This window comes from Amycolatopsis methanolica 239 (assembly GCF_000739085.1).
Classification (GTDB): domain Bacteria; phylum Actinomycetota; class Actinomycetes; order Mycobacteriales; family Pseudonocardiaceae; genus Amycolatopsis_E; species Amycolatopsis_E methanolica.
This window is the reverse complement of record NZ_CP009110.1, coordinates 3,145,647-3,161,077: the sequence shown is the minus strand read 5'-3', so window position 1 is coordinate 3,161,077 and position 15,431 is coordinate 3,145,647. Positions and strand designations below refer to the sequence as shown.

Annotated in this window: 14 protein-coding genes and 1 pseudogene; 8 read left to right on the top strand and 7 right to left on the bottom strand. The window is 73.2% G+C overall.

Annotated features, from left to right (window positions below; all coding sequences use genetic code 11):
• Nucleotides 1-44: 44 nt before the first annotated feature.
• Nucleotides 45-914 (bottom strand): DMT family transporter, encoded by an 870-nt coding sequence (locus tag AMETH_RS15225; RefSeq protein WP_223843156.1) that lies wholly within the window; start codon nt 912-914, stop codon nt 45-47.
• A gap of 199 nt (nt 915-1,113) precedes the next feature.
• Between AMETH_RS15225 and AMETH_RS15220 the strand changes: the two genes are divergently transcribed.
• The gene (locus AMETH_RS15220) at nt 1,114-1,434 is read left to right on the top strand and encodes a hypothetical protein (RefSeq protein WP_017988130.1); all 321 of its coding nucleotides are present in this window, start codon (nt 1,114-1,116) and stop codon (nt 1,432-1,434) included.
• Nucleotides 1,435-1,437: 3 nt separating this feature from the next.
• Here AMETH_RS15220 and AMETH_RS15215 read toward each other — a convergent pair whose 3' ends face one another.
• From AMETH_RS15215 to fabG, 3 genes are read right to left on the bottom strand one after another with little or no spacing between them, the layout of a single operon-like run.
• Nucleotides 1,438-2,472, bottom strand: a complete 1,035-nt coding sequence (locus tag AMETH_RS15215) for a ferrochelatase (RefSeq protein ID WP_017988129.1) — start codon at nt 2,470-2,472, stop codon at nt 1,438-1,440.
• A 46-nt stretch (nt 2,473-2,518) separates the two neighbouring features.
• The gene (gene fabI / locus AMETH_RS15210) at nt 2,519-3,286 is read right to left on the bottom strand and encodes an enoyl-ACP reductase FabI (protein WP_017988128.1); all 768 of its coding nucleotides are present in this window, start codon (nt 3,284-3,286) and stop codon (nt 2,519-2,521) included.
• Nucleotides 3,287-3,321: 35 nt separating this feature from the next.
• Nucleotides 3,322-4,026, bottom strand: a complete 705-nt coding sequence (gene fabG, locus AMETH_RS15205; protein ID WP_017988127.1) for a beta-ketoacyl-ACP reductase — start codon at nt 4,024-4,026, stop codon at nt 3,322-3,324.
• 219 nt (nt 4,027-4,245) lie between these two features.
• Here fabG and AMETH_RS15200 point away from each other — a divergent pair, with 219 nt between their 5' ends.
• The 6 genes from AMETH_RS15200 (at nt 4,246) to AMETH_RS15175 (ending at nt 9,891) form a co-directional block, all read left to right on the top strand.
• Complete coding sequence (locus AMETH_RS15200) at nt 4,246-5,556, top strand: MFS transporter (RefSeq protein WP_017988126.1); 1,311 nt, start codon at nt 4,246-4,248, stop codon at nt 5,554-5,556.
• 64 nt (nt 5,557-5,620) lie between these two features.
• Nucleotides 5,621-6,277 (top strand): response regulator transcription factor, encoded by a 657-nt coding sequence (locus tag AMETH_RS15195; RefSeq protein WP_017988125.1) that lies wholly within the window; start codon nt 5,621-5,623, stop codon nt 6,275-6,277.
• Nucleotides 6,278-7,666, top strand: coding sequence for a sensor histidine kinase (locus AMETH_RS15190; RefSeq protein WP_017988124.1), 1,389 nt, complete (start codon nt 6,278-6,280; stop codon nt 7,664-7,666).
• 193 nt (nt 7,667-7,859) lie between these two features.
• Nucleotides 7,860-8,804, top strand: a complete 945-nt coding sequence (locus tag AMETH_RS15185; RefSeq protein ID WP_017988123.1) for a TAXI family TRAP transporter solute-binding subunit — start codon at nt 7,860-7,862, stop codon at nt 8,802-8,804.
• A gap of 17 nt (nt 8,805-8,821) precedes the next feature.
• Nucleotides 8,822-9,238: an acyl-CoA thioesterase gene (locus AMETH_RS15180; RefSeq protein ID WP_017988122.1), complete on the top strand. Its 417-nt coding sequence runs from the start codon at nt 8,822-8,824 to the stop codon at nt 9,236-9,238.
• Entirely contained in the window at nt 9,235-9,891 is a 657-nt protein-coding gene (locus tag AMETH_RS15175; protein WP_017988121.1) for a class I SAM-dependent DNA methyltransferase, read from the top strand. The genes AMETH_RS15180 and AMETH_RS15175 overlap by 4 nt, the downstream gene beginning before the upstream one ends.
• On the opposite strand, the gene AMETH_RS15170 is transcribed toward AMETH_RS15175, so the two are convergent.
• Nucleotides 9,879-11,474, bottom strand: a complete 1,596-nt coding sequence (locus tag AMETH_RS15170; RefSeq protein ID WP_017988120.1) for an alkaline phosphatase D family protein — start codon at nt 11,472-11,474, stop codon at nt 9,879-9,881. The two genes, AMETH_RS15175 and AMETH_RS15170, sit on opposite strands and share 13 nt — an antisense overlap.
• 107 nt (nt 11,475-11,581) lie before the next feature.
• Here AMETH_RS15170 and AMETH_RS15165 point away from each other — a divergent pair, with 107 nt between their 5' ends.
• Nucleotides 11,582-12,046, top strand: a complete 465-nt coding sequence (locus AMETH_RS15165) for a tRNA (cytidine(34)-2'-O)-methyltransferase (protein ID WP_017988119.1) — start codon at nt 11,582-11,584, stop codon at nt 12,044-12,046.
• 125 nt (nt 12,047-12,171) lie between these two features.
• Here AMETH_RS15165 and AMETH_RS15160 read toward each other — a convergent pair.
• Both AMETH_RS15160 and AMETH_RS15155 read right to left on the bottom strand, forming a co-directional pair.
• Nucleotides 12,172-12,443, bottom strand: a pseudogene (locus AMETH_RS15160) (DUF2267 domain-containing protein); the annotation flags it as partial.
• A 59-nt stretch (nt 12,444-12,502) separates the two neighbouring features.
• On the bottom strand, nt 12,503-15,253 hold the full coding sequence (locus tag AMETH_RS15155; protein WP_017988117.1) for a hypothetical protein: 2,751 nt from the start codon (nt 15,251-15,253) through the stop codon (nt 12,503-12,505).
• Between the last annotated feature and the right edge of the window lie 178 nt (nt 15,254-15,431).

Here is a 15,431-nt window from a genome sequence, read left to right as displayed (position 1 = left end):
CGACGCTAGGGAGCCGCGTCCGGCCGCACAGCGGGCCATGGTCGTCAGGAGGAGGGACTTCCGGCCCTCTCGTGCACGGCGAGCAGCGGTAAACGGGCCAGGCCGATCGTGCCGGCCACGACCACCGCGCCCGCGGCCAGCTCGAGGAACACCCAGGCGCCGCCGCGCACGTTCTCCCCGAACACGGTCACGCCCCACAGCAGCGCCACGAGCGGGTTGACCAGGGTCAGACCCGGCTGCGACGCGGTCAGGCTCCCCGCGCGCAAGGTGTTCTGCAGCAGGAAGAACCCCAGTGGCGCCGCCACCACCGCCGGGTAGAACTGCCAGGTCGACAGCACGGTAACGGACGGGTCACGCGCCGCGGCCATGACCGCCGACACCAGGACAGCGGCGAACCCGAACCACGCCCCGGCCGCGCTGCCGAGCAGCAGCGCGCGGCGGCCACCAGCGGCCACGGTGGCCCCGCGGTGCACCACGACGGCGACCAACGTGGTGGTCGCCAGGCACCCCACCACCCAGCCGGCGGCGGACACCGTGAGCGGATCACCGCCCGTCGGCCGCAGGGCGGTGAGCAGGACCGCGACACCGCAGCCCACGCCCGCGACGGGCAGCCACTCGCCGAAACCGAGGCGATGGCGCCGGAAGACTGCGGTCAGGACCAGGACGAACGCCAGCTCGCCGATCAGGATCGGCTGGACGAGCACGATCGGGCCGGCCGCCAGCGCCAGTGCCTGGAGCACGGACCCGGCCACCATCGAGGTGACGCCGAACCCCCACGCCGGCTGTTTCGCCAGGTCCCACAACAGGCCGATGGTCAGGCGCCCGCCCGCGGGCTCGTTCCGGGCGGCGTGCCGCTGCAGGACCGACCCGGCGGCGTTGGCCGCCGCGGCCAGCACCGCCAGCACCACGCACACCCACACAACAGTTCCTCCCGGCCGGCTGGGCCGAGCATGCGCGACGCCCCGGCCGCCCGGCCAGTGTCCTTCGTCCCCGTCCGGGTGCCGTTGGTCAGCGCCCCGCCGCTTCGCTCACCAAGCCCCGGTCCGACGGGCGCGCCGGAGCGGTCCATGATTTGATCACCGCGTCTCCAGCCCGGACCGCAGGGGGAACCTCATGGACTACGTGGACCCGGCCCGCAACCTCATCTCGTTCACCACCGGCGGCGGCGCGGTGTTCGCGGAGTCCGCGCCCGCGCAGGCCGTCGACGCCTTCCGCCAGGTGTGGGAGCGGGTCTCGGCGGACCACGGCGTCGAGGCTGGCGACGTGACCCGCATCGAGGCCTACTGGCAGCCCGCGCGCTGGGACGAGCGCTACCTCACGCGCACCTTCGGCGACGTCGAGCTGGAGTACGTCTTCCCACGGCCCGATCCGGGCGGCTGGCACACCGCGCTGGACCGGGCACGCGAAGTCCTCGACGAGGTGGCCGCGGGCTGACGCTCAGCGGGCCGGGCGCTTCACCGGCTCGCAGCACCCCACCGCGCACGGCGCGCCGTTCACGGTGCACCCGGCGAGCGGGAACTCCGACAGCGTCCGCACCGGCCCGTCGGTCAGGTGCTCGCGCACCAGCTCCACCACCAGCTCCGCGAACCGCGGGTCGCCGTTCGGCGTCGCCGCGCGGGCGAAGCCCATGCCGTGCTCCGCGGCGCGCTCGGCGGCCTCGTTGTCCAGGTCCCAGATCACTTCGAGGTGGTCGGAGACGAACCCGACCGGGCAGACCACGACCCCCTGGACACCGGCGGCGTGCAGCGCGTCGATGTGGTCGACGATGTCCGGCTCCAGCCACGGCACCTGCGGCGGCCCGGACCGCGACTGCCACACCACGTCGTACTCGGCGACCCCGGCCTGCGCGGCCACCAGGCGCGCGGCCTCGTGGACCTGCCGCGAGTAGCGCCGCCCGCCCTCCTCCGGCGGCCCGGCGGCCTTGTCCGCGCTCTCCGGCACCGAGTGCGCGGTGAACACGACCCGCGCGCCGGGCACCTGCTCCAGCCCGGCGCGCACCGCGTCGGCGAAGGCGCCGACGAACAGCGGGTGGTCGAAGAAGTGCCTCAGCTTCACCAGTTCCGGCGCGCCGTCACCGACCGCGGCGCGCGCCCGCTCGATGTCCTCGTCGTACTGGCGGCACGCCGAGTAGCCGCCGTAGGCGCTGGTCGGGAACACCAGCGCGCGGCGCACCCCGTCGGCCTTCATCCGGGCGACGGTGTCCTCCACCATCGGTTCCCAGTTGCGGTTGCCGAAGTACACCGGCAGGTCGACGCCCTGCGCCGCCAGCTCCTTCTCCACCGCGGTGATCGCCTCGCGGTTGAGCCGGTTGATCGGCGACACGCCACCGAAGTGCTGGTAGTGCTCGGCGACCTCGAGGAGGCGTTCGCGCGGCACCCCCCGGCCCCGCGTCACGTTCTCCAGGAACGGCATGACGTCGTCCGGTCCCTCCGGACCGCCGAAGGACAGCCACAGCAGCGCGTCGTAACTCACGGTAGACGATTCTGCCGCTGTGGCCGCCCCCACGCCCGCTCAGGGGTCAGAGTCCGAGCGCGTGCACCCCGCCGTCGGCCCAGATCATCGAACCCGTCGTGGCGGGCAGCCAGTCCGACAGCACGGCGCAGATGGTCTTCGCGACCGGCGTCGGGTCCTCGGCGTCCCAGCCCAGCGGGGCACGGTCGCCCCAGCCGCCCTCCAGCTCGCCGAAGCCAGGGATGGACTTGGCGGCCATGGTCTTGACCGGGCCCGCCGCGACGAGGTTCACCCGGATGCCCTGCGGGCCGAGGTCACGCGCCAGGTACCGGTTGACCGACTCCAGCGCCGCCTTCGCCACGCCCATCCAGTTGTAGGCGGGCCACGCCACGCGCGCGTCGAAGTCCATGCCGACCACCGAGGAGCCCCGCGACAGCAACGGCAGCAGCGCCTTGGTCAGCGACATGAACGAGTACGCCGAGACCTCGACCGCGACCGAGACGTCCTCCTTCGGGGCGTCCAGGAACGGCGCGCCGAGGCAGGACTGCGGCGCGAAGCCGATCGAGTGCAGCACCCCGTCCAGGCCGTCGACGTGCTCCCGCACGCGGTCGGCCAGCGTGTCCAGGTGCTCGGTGTTCTGCACGTCCAGCTCGATCACCGGCGCCTCCTCCGGCAGGCGCTTGGCGATGCGCTCCACCAGCGAAAGCCGGCCGAAACCGGTGAGCACGACCTTCGCGCCCTGCTCCTGCGCGGCCTTCGCCGCGTGGAACGCGATCGAGCCGTCGGTGATCACGCCGGTGATCAGCAGTCGCTTACCTTCCAGAAGTCCGGCCACGCCAGTCCTTTCGGTGTCGGTTCGGGAGAAGAGGGTCAGTGGCCCATGCCGAGGCCGCCGTCGACCGGCAGCACGGCGCCGTTGATGTAGCCCGCCTCGTCGGAGGCCAGGAAGCGCACCGCGGCGGCGATGTCGGCGGTGTCGCCGTAGCGCCCCGCCGGGATCTGGTTCAGCGCCGCGTTGCGCTGGTCGTCGGTCAGCGCGTTCGTCATGTCGGTGACGATGAACCCGGGCGCCACCACGTTCGCGGTGATGTTGCGCGAGCCCAGCTCGCGGGCCAGTGACCGCGCCATGCCGACCAGGCCCGCCTTGCTCGCGGCGTAGTTGACCTGCCCGGCGCCGCCGGAGAGGCCCACCACGGACGAGATGAAGATGAACCGGCCCCACTTGCCGCGCAGCATGCCGCGCGAGGCCCGCTTCGCGACCCGGTAGGCGCCGGTGAGGTTGGCGTCGACGACCCGGGCGAACTGGTCCTCGCTCATCCGCATCAGCAGCGTGTCGTCAGTGATGCCGGCGTTGGACACGACCACCTCGACCGGGCCCTGGTGCTCCTCGACCTGCTTGAACGCCGCGTCGATCTGCTCGCTGTCGGTGACGTCGGCCTGCACGCCGAACAGGCCCTCCGGCGCGCCGGACCCGCGGTGCGTCACCGCCACCTGGTGCCCGGCCTCGGCGAGGCCCCGGGCGATGGCCAGGCCGATGCCGCGGTTGCCGCCGGTGACCAGTACGGACCGTCCCACGTGACACTCCTCGTTCGATTTCCCTCAGTTGCCCGGTGAGGTTATCCGGCGGCCCGGAGGCGGGGCAGCACCGCCCGGCCCACTACCTGGAAGTAACCCGGTGAGTCCGGTCACGAGGCGTGCCGGCTTAAGGGACTGTTAGGTCTGCGCGCACTCCCTTGTCCGGGACGGCCTCCGCCACCGAACGTGGTCCGCGGTCATGAGACAAGGGAGTTCCTGATGACGACTGGCATCGACGCCGGGGCGGACCGGCGCGCGGGGCGCCGCGTGGTGAGCAACATCCTCCGCGGCTCGGTCGGCAACCTGATCGAGTGGTACGACTGGTACGCCTACACCGCGTTCAGCGTGTACTTCGCCGCCACCTTCTTCCCGAAGGGCGACTCGACCGCGCAGCTGCTCAACACCGCGGGCGTGTTCGCGGTCGGGTTCCTGATGCGGCCGCTCGGCGGCTGGCTGCTCGGCCGCTACGCCGACCGGTTCGGGCGGCGTGCGGCGCTGACGCTGTCGGTCAGCTTGATGGCCGCGGGCTCGCTGCTGATCGCGCTGACGCCCGGCTACTCCTCGATCGGCATCGCCGCGCCGCTGCTGCTCGTGCTGGCGCGGCTGCTGCAGGGCATCTCGGTCGGCGGCGAGTACTCCACGTCAGCGACCTACATGTCGGAGGTCGCCACGCGCGGCAAGCGCGGCTACTACTCCAGCTACCAGTACGTCACGCTGATCGCGGGCCAGCTGGTCGCGCTCGCGGTGCAGATCCTGCTGCAGCAGGTGCTGACCACCGAGCAGCTGGACAGCTGGGGCTGGCGGATCGCGTTCGGCATCGGCGCGGTCGGCGCGCTCATCGTGTTCTGGCTGCGCCGCGGCATGGACGAGTCGGCCGACTTCGAGGCCGCCAAGGCCGACCGCGACCGCGCCGCGCACGGCACGCTGAAGGCGCTCGCCAAGCACCCCAAGGAGGTCGCCCTCGTGGTCGGCCTGACCATGGGCGGGACGCTGTTCTTCTACACGTACACGACCTACCTGCAGAAGTTCATGGTCAACACCAGCGGCATCAGCAAGCCGAACGCGGCGTGGATCAACTTCCTAGCGCTGGTGGTGTTCGTGCTGCTGCAGCCGCTCTACGGCGCACTGTCCGACCGGGTGGGCCGCAGGCCGCTGCTGATCGGGTTCGGGGTGCTGGGCGCGCTGGTTACCGTGCCGTCGCTGACGCTGCTGTCGCACACGAAGAACCCAGTGTTCGCGTTCGTGCTGATGGTGGTGCCGCTGGCGATCAGCGCTCTCTACACCTCGATCAGCGCGGTGGTGAAGGCGGAGCTGTTCCCGACCAACATCCGCGCCCTGGGCGTCGGGCTGCCCTACTCGGTCGCGGTCGCCGTGTTCGGCGGCACCGCCGAGTACATCGCGCTGTGGTTCAAGCAGGCCGGGCACGAGTCGCTGTTCTTCTGGTACGTCACGGCCGTCGTGTTCGTCTCGCTGGTCATCTACGTGCGGATGCGGGACACCAGCAAGGACTCGGCGATGGACCGGTCCTAGGCCAGCCGCTTCCCCACCCCCACCCTCAACGGTGCCGCTGCGCGGCGCGGCTACATTCAAGGCCGTGCGCGTGCTGCTGGTCGAGGACGACGACGGTGTCGCCGGCGCCCTCGTCGACTCGCTCGGCGCGCACGGCCACCAGACCACCCGGGTGCGGCGCGGCGAGGACGCGTTGCTCGCCCACCGCGACGCCGACCTGGCCCTGCTCGACCTCGGCCTGCCCGACCTGGACGGCCTGGAAGTGCTGCGCAAGCTGCGGGCGGTGAGCACACTGCCGGTCATCGTGCTCACCGCGCGCGGCGACGAACGGTCGGTGGTGCGCGGGTTGCGGCTCGGGGCGGACGACTACCTGGTCAAGCCGGTGCGGCTGAGCGAGCTGCTGGCCCGGATCGAGGCGGTGACCCGGCGGGCCGCGGCCGCCCGGCCGGAACCGCAGGTGGTGGTCGTGGGCGACATCGAGGTGAACCTCGGCGCGCGACGGGTCGTGGTGGGCGGCGCGGAGGTCGAGCTGACCGCGAAGGAGTTCGCCGTGCTGGCGGCGCTGGCGCGGCGGGCGGGCACCGCGGTGAGCAGGCAGCAGCTGATGGACGAGGTGTGGGGCGACGCGTACGTGGCGGTGTCGCGGTCGCTGGACGTGCACCTGACGCAGTTGCGGGCGAAGCTGCGGCGGCCGGAGCTGCTGACCACGATCCGCGGGTTCGGCTACCGGCTGGGCGCGTAGGTGCGCACCCGGGTACTGGCCGTGCTGCTGGCCTTCGTCGTGCTCGCGACCGCGGGGTTCGCGCTGCCGCTGCTGACCGTGACCGCCACCGAGCGCACCCAGCAGCTGCTTCTCGCCAGGACCGCCGACCTGGACCGGTTCGCGGCGCTGGCCGACCAGGCGGTCGCCGCGGGTGACGCGTCGGCGTTGCGGGCCGAGGTGACGCGGTACACCGAGCTGTACGGCGAGGGGATCGTGGTGGTCACCACCCGGCGCGCGCCGGTCGCCGAGACCGGTGGCCTGAGCGCGTCGGATCCGGCGGTCGCGCAGCTGATCGACGCGGCGTTGCGGAACCAGCCGAGCCAGCCGGCGGCGACCGTGCGGCCGTGGTCGCGCATGCCGGTGCTCCTGGCGCGCCCCGCCGGCACGGGCACGAAGGTCTCCGGCGCGGTGGTGCTGCGGGCGTCGGTGGCGGCGGCCGCCGACGACGTGCGGCGCAGCTGGTTCGCGGTGCTGGCCGGGGCGGCGCTGGTGACGCTGGCCGGCGCCGGGCTCGCGCTCGGGGCGACGCGGTGGGTGCTGGGCCCGATGCGGCGTCTGGACCGCGCGGTGGGCGACCTGACCGCGGGGCTGCGGCCGGTGCACGCGGACCTGGCCGGGCCGCCCGAGCTGCGGCAGCTGACCGCCGGGTTCAACCGAATGTCGGACACGGTCACGGCGGCGCTGGACCAGCAGCGGCGGCTGGTCGCGGACACCTCGCACCAGATGCGCAACCCGATGACGGCGCTGCGGTTGCGGGTCGACGCACTCGGCTCGTCGCTGCCCGCGTCTGCCGCGCGCACGTACGAGGGCGCGGTCGGGGAGCTGGACCGCCTGGAAGCCCTGCTGGACGACCTCCTGACCCTGGCGACGGCCGAGCACCGGGCCGGCGAGCTGGCCGTGTCCGGCGAGGGCGCCTCCTGTGACGCGGCGGCCGTGGCGGAGGCTCAGGTGCACCTGTGGCAACCCGCCGCGGAACGGGCCGGGGTGACGTTGCGCTTCGCCGGGGAGGCGGCCCAGGCGGCGGCGACGGAGGCCGAGCTGGCGCAGGTGCTGGACGTCCTGCTGGACAACGCGCTGAAGTACGCGCCGGGCACGGAGGTCCAGGTTTCATGCGGGGCCGAGGGCGCGTGGGTGGTCGTGTCGGTGGCGGATGCCGGGCCCGGGCTGTCCGCGGACGAACTGGCGCAGGCGCAGACGCGTTTCTGGCGCGCTGAACGGCACCGGAACCTGCCCGGAACGGGCCTGGGCCTGGCGATCGCCGAGCGCTTGACGGCGGGCCGGGGCGGCCGGATCGAACTGCGGGCCGCGGAGCCGCACGGCCTGGTGGTGCGGGTGCTGCTTCCTCGTGTGGAGGTGCGTGCCCTGTGAGCGCTCTGCCCGCCGCGACCCGCCACCGGTGCGGAGATGGGTGTGGTGGTTGGTCATGGTTTGCCCCCGCTGGGAAGGCGGCGGGTGATGGAGCGGGTGGTCATGGCACTGCCGCGCGCGAAAGCAAGAGCGCGGGCTGGCCGCAGCGCGATTCCGGCCTAGCCGGCAAGCGCCCGCCCCGCGGGGCCACCCCATGACCAGCCGCCGCAGTCTGCTCCGCGCCGGGATCGCCGTCGCGGCCGGCGGGGCGCTCCTCGGGGCCGGCGCCCCGGCCCGTCCCGGCGGGCCCGCGGGGCGATTGCGCATCGCCACCGGGGAGGAAGCCGGGTTCTACCTCGCCTTCGGCCAGCTCCTCGCCACGGAGCTGAATACCGCCCACCCCCGCCTGCGCACCGTCGCGCTGCCGACCGAGGCCAGCGTCGCCAACCTGGAGATGCTCGACGCCGGCGCGGCCGAGCTCGCCCTCAGCCTCGCCGACATCGCGGGCGCCGCCACCGACGGCACGGCCCCGTTCGGCCGCCGCATCGAGCTGTGCGCGCTCGGCCGCGTCTACGAGAACTACCTCCAGCTCGCCGTCCGCGCCGACTCCCCCATCACCTCGGTCACCGATCTCGCCGGGCGCACCGTCTCCCTCAGCGCGCCCCGCTCCGGCGCGGCCGTCCTGGGTGCCCGGCTCTTCGCCGCGGCCGGGGTCGCCATCGTCGACCGGCACCTGCCGATGCTCGAGGCAGGCGAAGCCCTCCGCCACGGCCGGATCGACGCGATGCTCGTCTCCGGCGGGGTGCCGCTGCCGGTTCTGTCCACCTTGGACAACGAGATCGGCATCCGCCTGCTGCCGCTGGCCCCCTACCTCCCGGCGTTGCGCGGCCCCGGCCAGGAAGCCGTGCGCGTGCCCGCGGGCGCCTACCGCTCCCCCGAGGTCGACACCATCGGCGTGGCGAGCCTGCTCGTCTGCCGCCCGGACCTGCCCGCCGACGTGGCCGCCGCGGTCACCCGCGTGCTCGTGCAGCGGGCGGCCCACCTGGTGCCCGCGCAGGCCGTGGCCACCCAGTTTCTCGATGTACGTTCGCTGATCGGAACCGGTACCGTGCCCCTGCACCCCGGAGCCGTGGCGACCTACCGCGCGTTGCACGGCTGAGCGAGGAAGGAGCACCGGTGACCCAGTCCCGCCCGCCGGTCGTGGCCATGCCGCTGCGCGTCCGCTTCCACGAGTGCGATCCGCAGGGCATCGTCTTCAACGCCCACTACCTGGCCTACTTCGACATGGCCTCGTTCGAGTTCTTCAAGGCGATCTTCGGCTCCTACGACGCCCTGCGCGAACGGCACGTGGACTGCGTGGTGGCCGAGTCGAACCTGCGGTACCGCGCACCAAGCCGGTTCGACGACGAACTGGTCGTCGAGGTTGCGATCGCCCACCTCGGCACGACCTCGATGATCCTGGCGTTCACCGTACGCCGCGGCGACGACCTGATCGCGACCGGCACGAACCGCTACGTGTTCGTCGACGCCCGGACCCTGGCCAAGGCCGCGCCGCCGGAGGACGTGCGCGCCAAGCTGCTGGCCCACACGTGAGCGAACCGCGCTACCTCAACGAAACCCGCGCGGCCTACGACGCCATCGCAGGCGAGTTCGCCGAGTGGATCCGTGACGAGCTGGCGGTCAAACCGCTCGACCGCGCCGTGCTGGCCGCGTTCGCCGAACTGGCGGACGGGCCGGTCGCCGACGTCGGCTGCGGCTCCGGCCGCATCGCGGCGCACCTGCGGGGCCTCGGCGTGGACGCGTTCGGCATCGACCTCTCCCCCGAGATGGTCGCCGTGGCCCGGCGCACCCACCCGGGCGTCCGCTTCGAGGTCGGGTCGATGACCGCGCTCGACCTCCCCGACGGCAGCCTGGGCGGGCTGGTGGCCTGGTACTCGATCATCCACGTCCCGCCGGGCACCCTGCCCGCGGTGCTCGCCGGGTTCCGCCGGGTCCTCGCGCCCGGCGGCTGGCTGCAGCTGGCCTTCGACGTCGGCGACAAGCCCGTGCACCGCGACGAGATCGGCGGGCACCCGGTGAGCCTGGACTTCCACCAGCGCCCCGTGGACGAGGTGGCGGCCCTGCTCACCGCGGCCGGGTTCGAGGTGCGCGCCCGGCTGGAGCGCGCACCTGACGAAGCGGGGCCGTTCCCCGAAACGGCCCCGCAGGCGTTCGTCCTGGCCCGGCGGCACGCTCAGGCCTCCTGAACGCCGGCCCGCCGGTCCTCCACGACGTAGCTGGCGCGCGTGCTGATCGGCGCGCCCGGCTTCGTCACGTACGGCACGACCCGGAAGTCGCTGCGCCAGCGCTGCTGGTTCACGTTGACCCGCACGTAGCCCCGCTGGGCGTTGAAGAACTTCATGTGCGGGTTGGCCGCCAGGAAGTTCGTGCCGTCGGTGTTCATGTCCGCGCCGTCGCCGCCGCTGGTGATCGAGGTGCCGACGAACTCGCTACCGACGGTGGCCGAGCCCGGATCGGCGTAGTCGCGCTTGAGGTCCCAGGCGTAGTTCTGGTGCCGGTCGCCGGTGATCACGACCAGGTTGCGCACGTCCCGGTCCTGGGCGGCGGCGAGCACCTTGTTGCGCTCGGCGACGTAGCCGTCCCACGGGTCCAGCCACACGTCCACCGGCGCACCCGGGTCGCGGTCGGTCTGGCCCATCGGCGCCTGGTTGCCCAGCACCTGCCAGCGCGCCTTCGACTGCGAGAACCCGTCGATGAGCCACTCCCGCTGCTGCGGGCCGAGCAGCGTGCGCTCCGGGTCGAGCCGCTCGGTGCAGGTGGCCGAGTTGCCGTCGCCGCAGGGCTGGTCGTCGCGGTACTGGCGGGTGTCCAGCATGGTGATCTCGGCCAGCTGCCCGTAGGACAGGCGGCGGTGCAACCGCACGTTCGGCCCGGCGGGCATCTGCATGTGCCGGTAGGGCAGGTTCTCGTAGTTGGCCTGGAACGCCTGGGCCCGGCGCTGCCGGAACACGGCCGGGTCCTGGTCGGGCTCGGTGTCGGCCTGCGAGATGTCGCCGGCCCAGTTGTTCTCGACCTCGTGGTCGTCGATGGTGTGGATCCAGGGGAAGCGGGCGTGCGCGGCCTGCAGCGGCGCCTCCGCCTTGTAGAGCGCGTACTGCAGGCGGTAGCGGGCGAGGTCGAAGGTCTCGGTCTTGAACTTGTCCTCGACGGTCACGCCGCGCTTGTTGGTGCCCACGCCGGACTCGTACAGGTAGTCGCCGAGGTGCACGACGAAGTCCAGGTCCTCGGCGGCCATGTGCTCGTAGGCGGTGAAGTAACCGTCCTGCCAGGCCTGGCACGAGGCGAACGCGAAGTTCAGCTCCCGCGGCGACGACCACAGCGCCGGGGCGGTGCGGGTGCGGCCGACCATCGAGATCTCGCCGCCGACGCGGAAGCGGTAGAAGTACTCGTGGTCGGGCGCCAGGCCGGAGATCTCCGGGTGCACCGAGTGGCCCAGCTCGGGGGTGGCGATCGCGCTGCCCCGCCGCACCACGGCGCGGAACCGCTCGTCCTGGGCCACCTCGTACTCGACCCGCACCGGGACCGCGGGCATGCCGCCCGCGCCGTCGGCGGCGAACGGCTCCGGGGCGAGCCGCGTCCACAGCACGACTCCGTCGGGGGCCGGGTCGCCGGAGGCGACGCCGAGCGTGAACGGGTTGGTCCCCTTGACGGGGCTGGCGTAGGCATTCGCCGCCGTCCACGCGCCGGTGCCGAGCAGCACCGCCGCGGCGCCCGCCCCGCTGAAGCCGAGGAACCGGCGGCGGGACAGGTGGTTCGGGCGCACGACCATGTGAGGTCCTCCTGTGGTGGGATGGGAGCACCAGGATGCTCACGGCCCGACATGACCGCCAGCGTCCGGACGGGCGAACCACAGGTGAACGGAAACGATCAACTCGAATGTTCCGGATTCTCTTCTACCAGCCGGAGATACCGCCCAACACGGGCAACGCGATCCGGCTCGCGGCCAATTCGGGCTGCCAGCTGCACCTCGTCGAGCCGCTGGGCTTCCAGTTCGAGGACAAGCACCTGCGCCGCGCCGGGCTGGACTACCACGACCTGGCCGACGTGCACGTGCACGCGGACCTGGACAGCGCGTGGAAGGCGTTGCTGCCGGCGAACGTGTACGCGTTCAGCGCCGGCGCCGCCCGGTGGTACACCGAGGTGGCGTACCAGCCGGGCGACGTGCTGCTGTTCGGGCCCGAATCGTCCGGGCTGCCCGCCGCCGTGCAGGACGCCCCGCAGGTCACCGACCGCGTGCGCGTGCCGATGAAGCCGGGGGTCCGCTCCCTCAACCTGGCCAACACGGCCGCCATCGCGGTGTTCGAGGCCTGGCGGCAGCAGGGTTTCCCCGGCGGCGTCTAGCGGTGCTCGTTCACCGGCGCCGTGGACAGCAGGTCGTCGCGGTAGTCGCCGGGCAGCTGCTGGACCAGGTCGTCGAACTCGCCCTTGCGCACGCCCGCCTTCAGCGCGGCGACGACCGCCCGGGCGGCTCGCGGGCGCCGTCCTGCGTGCAGCCGTGGCCTTCGCCGTCCATGACGCGCCGGTAGAACTCCTCGACGCCGAAGGACGCGCCTTCGCCGGTGGCGGACAGCGCCTCCTTGATGCCGGCGGGCAGCTGTCCGGCCAGGTCACCAGGCTCACCGCCGGCGAGCCGCTGCCCCAGCACGGTCAGGGTGGCGCGGGTGGCGTCGGCCGCGTGCCCGGCGTCTTCGAGGCCCGCGGTCTTCCGCACGGCAGCGACGATTTCCTGTTCCCTCATCACACCTCCCCTGGATCGCTTCCGGGAGGCGCATACCCGGCGGGGCCGGGCACGACACGTCATCCGGCCTCCGGGGGCGCCACCGCGTCCAGCCCCCACGCCTCGCGGAACGCGCTGACCGTCAGCCACGCCAGCCGGGCGTTCACCGCGAACAGCTGGCGCACCGAGGTGAGCGTGTCGAAGGAGCCGTCACCTTCGCTGTCGCGGCCGCGCGCCAGCTCGGCCTCGCCGAAGACCTCGCCGAAGACCTCCCGGATCGTGCCCAGGTAGTAGAGGTAGCCGAGGGTTTCGAGCTGGACCCGGCGCAGGCCTTCGTCGTCGCCGGGCGAGACGGGCGGGCGCGCCGCCGCCGTCAGCAGGGCCGGCGCGTCCGGAACGGCGTGCGCCTCGACGTGCCGGACCAGCTCGCTGGCCCGGGCGTGGTCGTAGGCCTCGCGCGCGACGACCGTGCGCAGCCCGGCGAGCTTGCCCTTCAGGTCCTCGTCGACCACGCGGCGGCACACCGCGTCGAGTGACCCGGGCTCGGCGGTCACGAGCCGCGCGACGCGGATCAGCTCCCGCGGCAACCCGCCGGCCAGGCAGTGGCAGAGACAGACGAACGGCTCGGGCAGGCCCAGCACGCGGGCGCCGAGCACGGCACTGGCGTCCGGCAGGCGCAGGTGGTCCAGCCGGAAGATCATGTCGAAGGCGCTGTCGAACGCGTCCCGCACCGGCAGCCCGCGCCGTTCGAACGACGCGAGCGCGTCCTCCGACACCGACACCAGGAACAGGAAGCCGGGCACGTCCAGGTTGAACAGGGCCTTGACCTCGTTGACGAAGTCCTGCGCCTCCTCCGGCGAGAGGATCTTGTCCAGCTCGTCGAGCACGATCACCACCGAGGGCGTGGCGATGTCCGGCAGGCGGGAGACGCAGTCGATCGTGGTGCGGAGGAACTCGCCGAACTCGTGCACGATCTGCGGGTAGCTGCGTGGCTGGCGCGTCAGCTCGCGGGAGTCGCTGAGCCCGGTCTCCGCCCCGAACAGCAGGCCGACCTTGCCCGACCACCCCGAGGTGTGCTTCTGCTGGAATTCGATGCCGTCCAGGGTTTCCCTGGCCAGGTCCCGCAGTCCGGGCAGGTCCCGCGGCCTGCGGGTGAGGGCGGGCGCGGGCCCCGGCGCGAACCGGCGACGCCGCGCCAGGTACAGCACGGTCGCCCCGGCCAGCACGACGACGAGCGGCCACCACATGGCCGACAGCCAGCTGCCGAAGTCCTGGCGCGGCCCGCTGACCGCGGCCGCGCCGACGAACCCGACCACGACCCACAGGACGACGGCGGCCAGCAACGGCGCGGCGGGCCGCAGCAGCGCGAGCCGCTCGGTCCATCGCGGGGGCCGGTCCTTGATCCGCGCGGCGCAGAACCCGAGCACCTCGGCGCAGGTGCGCGCGAAGAGGTGGAGGACGAACTCGCGGGCGTCGTAGCGCACCGGGACGCTTTCCAGGACCACGATGTGCTGCCTGCCCGCCTCGAGGAACCGGCCCGCCTGGTAGGCCTCGAGCAGGGTGGACTTGCCCGCGCCGCGCGGCCCGGCCACGCCGATGGCCCCGCCGCTGATCCCGCTGGTGAGCCGGCGCAGCCGGGTGAACGCGGCGGTGTCGACGATGCGGTCGCCCGCGCGCATCAGGCCGAGCCCGGCGCGGTTGAGCTCCGGCAGCACGGTGCTGAACGACGGGTTCACCGCCTCGTTCAGGTGCCGCGTGACCGCCGGGAGCACCGCGCGCATCGCCGCGGACCGCCAGTCCCGCTCGGCCTGGACGGCGCGGACCCGCAACGCGTCCCGGGTGGCGGTCCACTTCGCGCTGCCGCGCCGCTCCGGGTCCTGCGACAGCCGGGCGGGCACCAGCCCGGGGCTCAGCGACAGCGGGCCGCCCAGCACGAGGACCAGCAGGGTGACGCCGTCGGCGAGCGACCACACCTGCCAGTCCGGCCACGGCAACGGGATCACGTGCGACAACAGCAGGTAGGCCGCCACCGCGGCCACCGCGGCGGCGAGCGTGGTCCGCGCGACGACCGGCGGCGGGATGCGGCGTCCGGGCTCCTCGTCCTTCTCGGGGCTGAAGGTCGCCAGGCACGCCGTCAGTAACACGAACCCGGCGGCCAGCCCGGCCAGCACCCACACCACAGTGGCCCAGAACGGCCCCATCGTCGCCTTCGACGACGGCCACAACCGCCACAGCACCAGCAGGAACGTCGTCGCGATGGCGGTCGTCACCGGCCAGCCGGCGCCGGCCCGGGCGGGCTTGCCGGTGAACCTCGTGCCGGCCCGGGCGATCAGCCGGTGGGCCCACCGCAGCGCGAACCCGCCCACCACCGCCCCGGCGACGAGAATCCAGAACCGCGCGCCGCCGCTCAGCGACGTCTGGCCGAGCTGCCAGATCGCGAGCGGGAACACCAGGCCCGGCCACATCGCGGCGCCGGTCAGCGCGTGGCCCTTCCGGTCCCGGGCCGACGGCGTTCGGACGGCCGGCGTGGCGTCGCGTTGCTCGTGGTCGGCCAGCGCTTGCCGGGCCAGCCGCAGCCCCGCGATCTCCGGGTTGGTGTGCCGCAGGATGCCCTGGCTGCCGCGCAGCACCGCCGACCGCACGTGCGCCCGCACGCCCGCCCGGTCGGCCTCCGCCACGCGACGGCCGAACTCGGTTTCGACGGAGGGGTCGGCCAGCGCTTCGTCGACGAGGTCCGGCAGGCGGTCGCGCAGTTCCGCGACCAGCGGGTCCGGCGGGGCGCCCGCCGTGTCGCCCGGTGTTCCGGCGGACGCCTCGTGCAGTGCGGTCATGATCGAGCACTGTATCGGCGCGCGCCCCGGGCAGCCCGCGTTTCGGCGGATCCAGGTGCGCTGTCCGGGGACCTTGGTGACGAGCTGACAAACCTGCCGCTTCGACGACCCCGCCTGGCGCCACGCGCCTGGTTCGCCGAACCCGGCTTCACCCGCCCCTGGCGACCCCGAACCAACG

Bases quoted from the DNA above. Each gene is read 5' to 3' on its own strand.
- AMETH_RS15185 (WP_017988123.1), top strand. From the start codon at position 7,860: ATGACCAGCCGCCGCAGTCTGCTCCGCGCCGGGATCGCCGTCGCGGCC.
- AMETH_RS15155 (WP_017988117.1), bottom strand. From the start codon at position 15,253: ATGACCGCACTGCACGAGGCGTCCGCCGGAACACCGGGCGACACGGCG.
- AMETH_RS15200 (WP_017988126.1), top strand. From the start codon at position 4,246: ATGACGACTGGCATCGACGCCGGGGCGGACCGGCGCGCGGGGCGCCGC.
- AMETH_RS15165 (WP_017988119.1), top strand. From the start codon at position 11,582: ATGTTCCGGATTCTCTTCTACCAGCCGGAGATACCGCCCAACACGGGC.
- AMETH_RS15220 (WP_017988130.1), top strand. From the start codon at position 1,114: ATGGACTACGTGGACCCGGCCCGCAACCTCATCTCGTTCACCACCGGC.
- AMETH_RS15170 (WP_017988120.1), bottom strand. From the start codon at position 11,474: ATGGTCGTGCGCCCGAACCACCTGTCCCGCCGCCGGTTCCTCGGCTTC.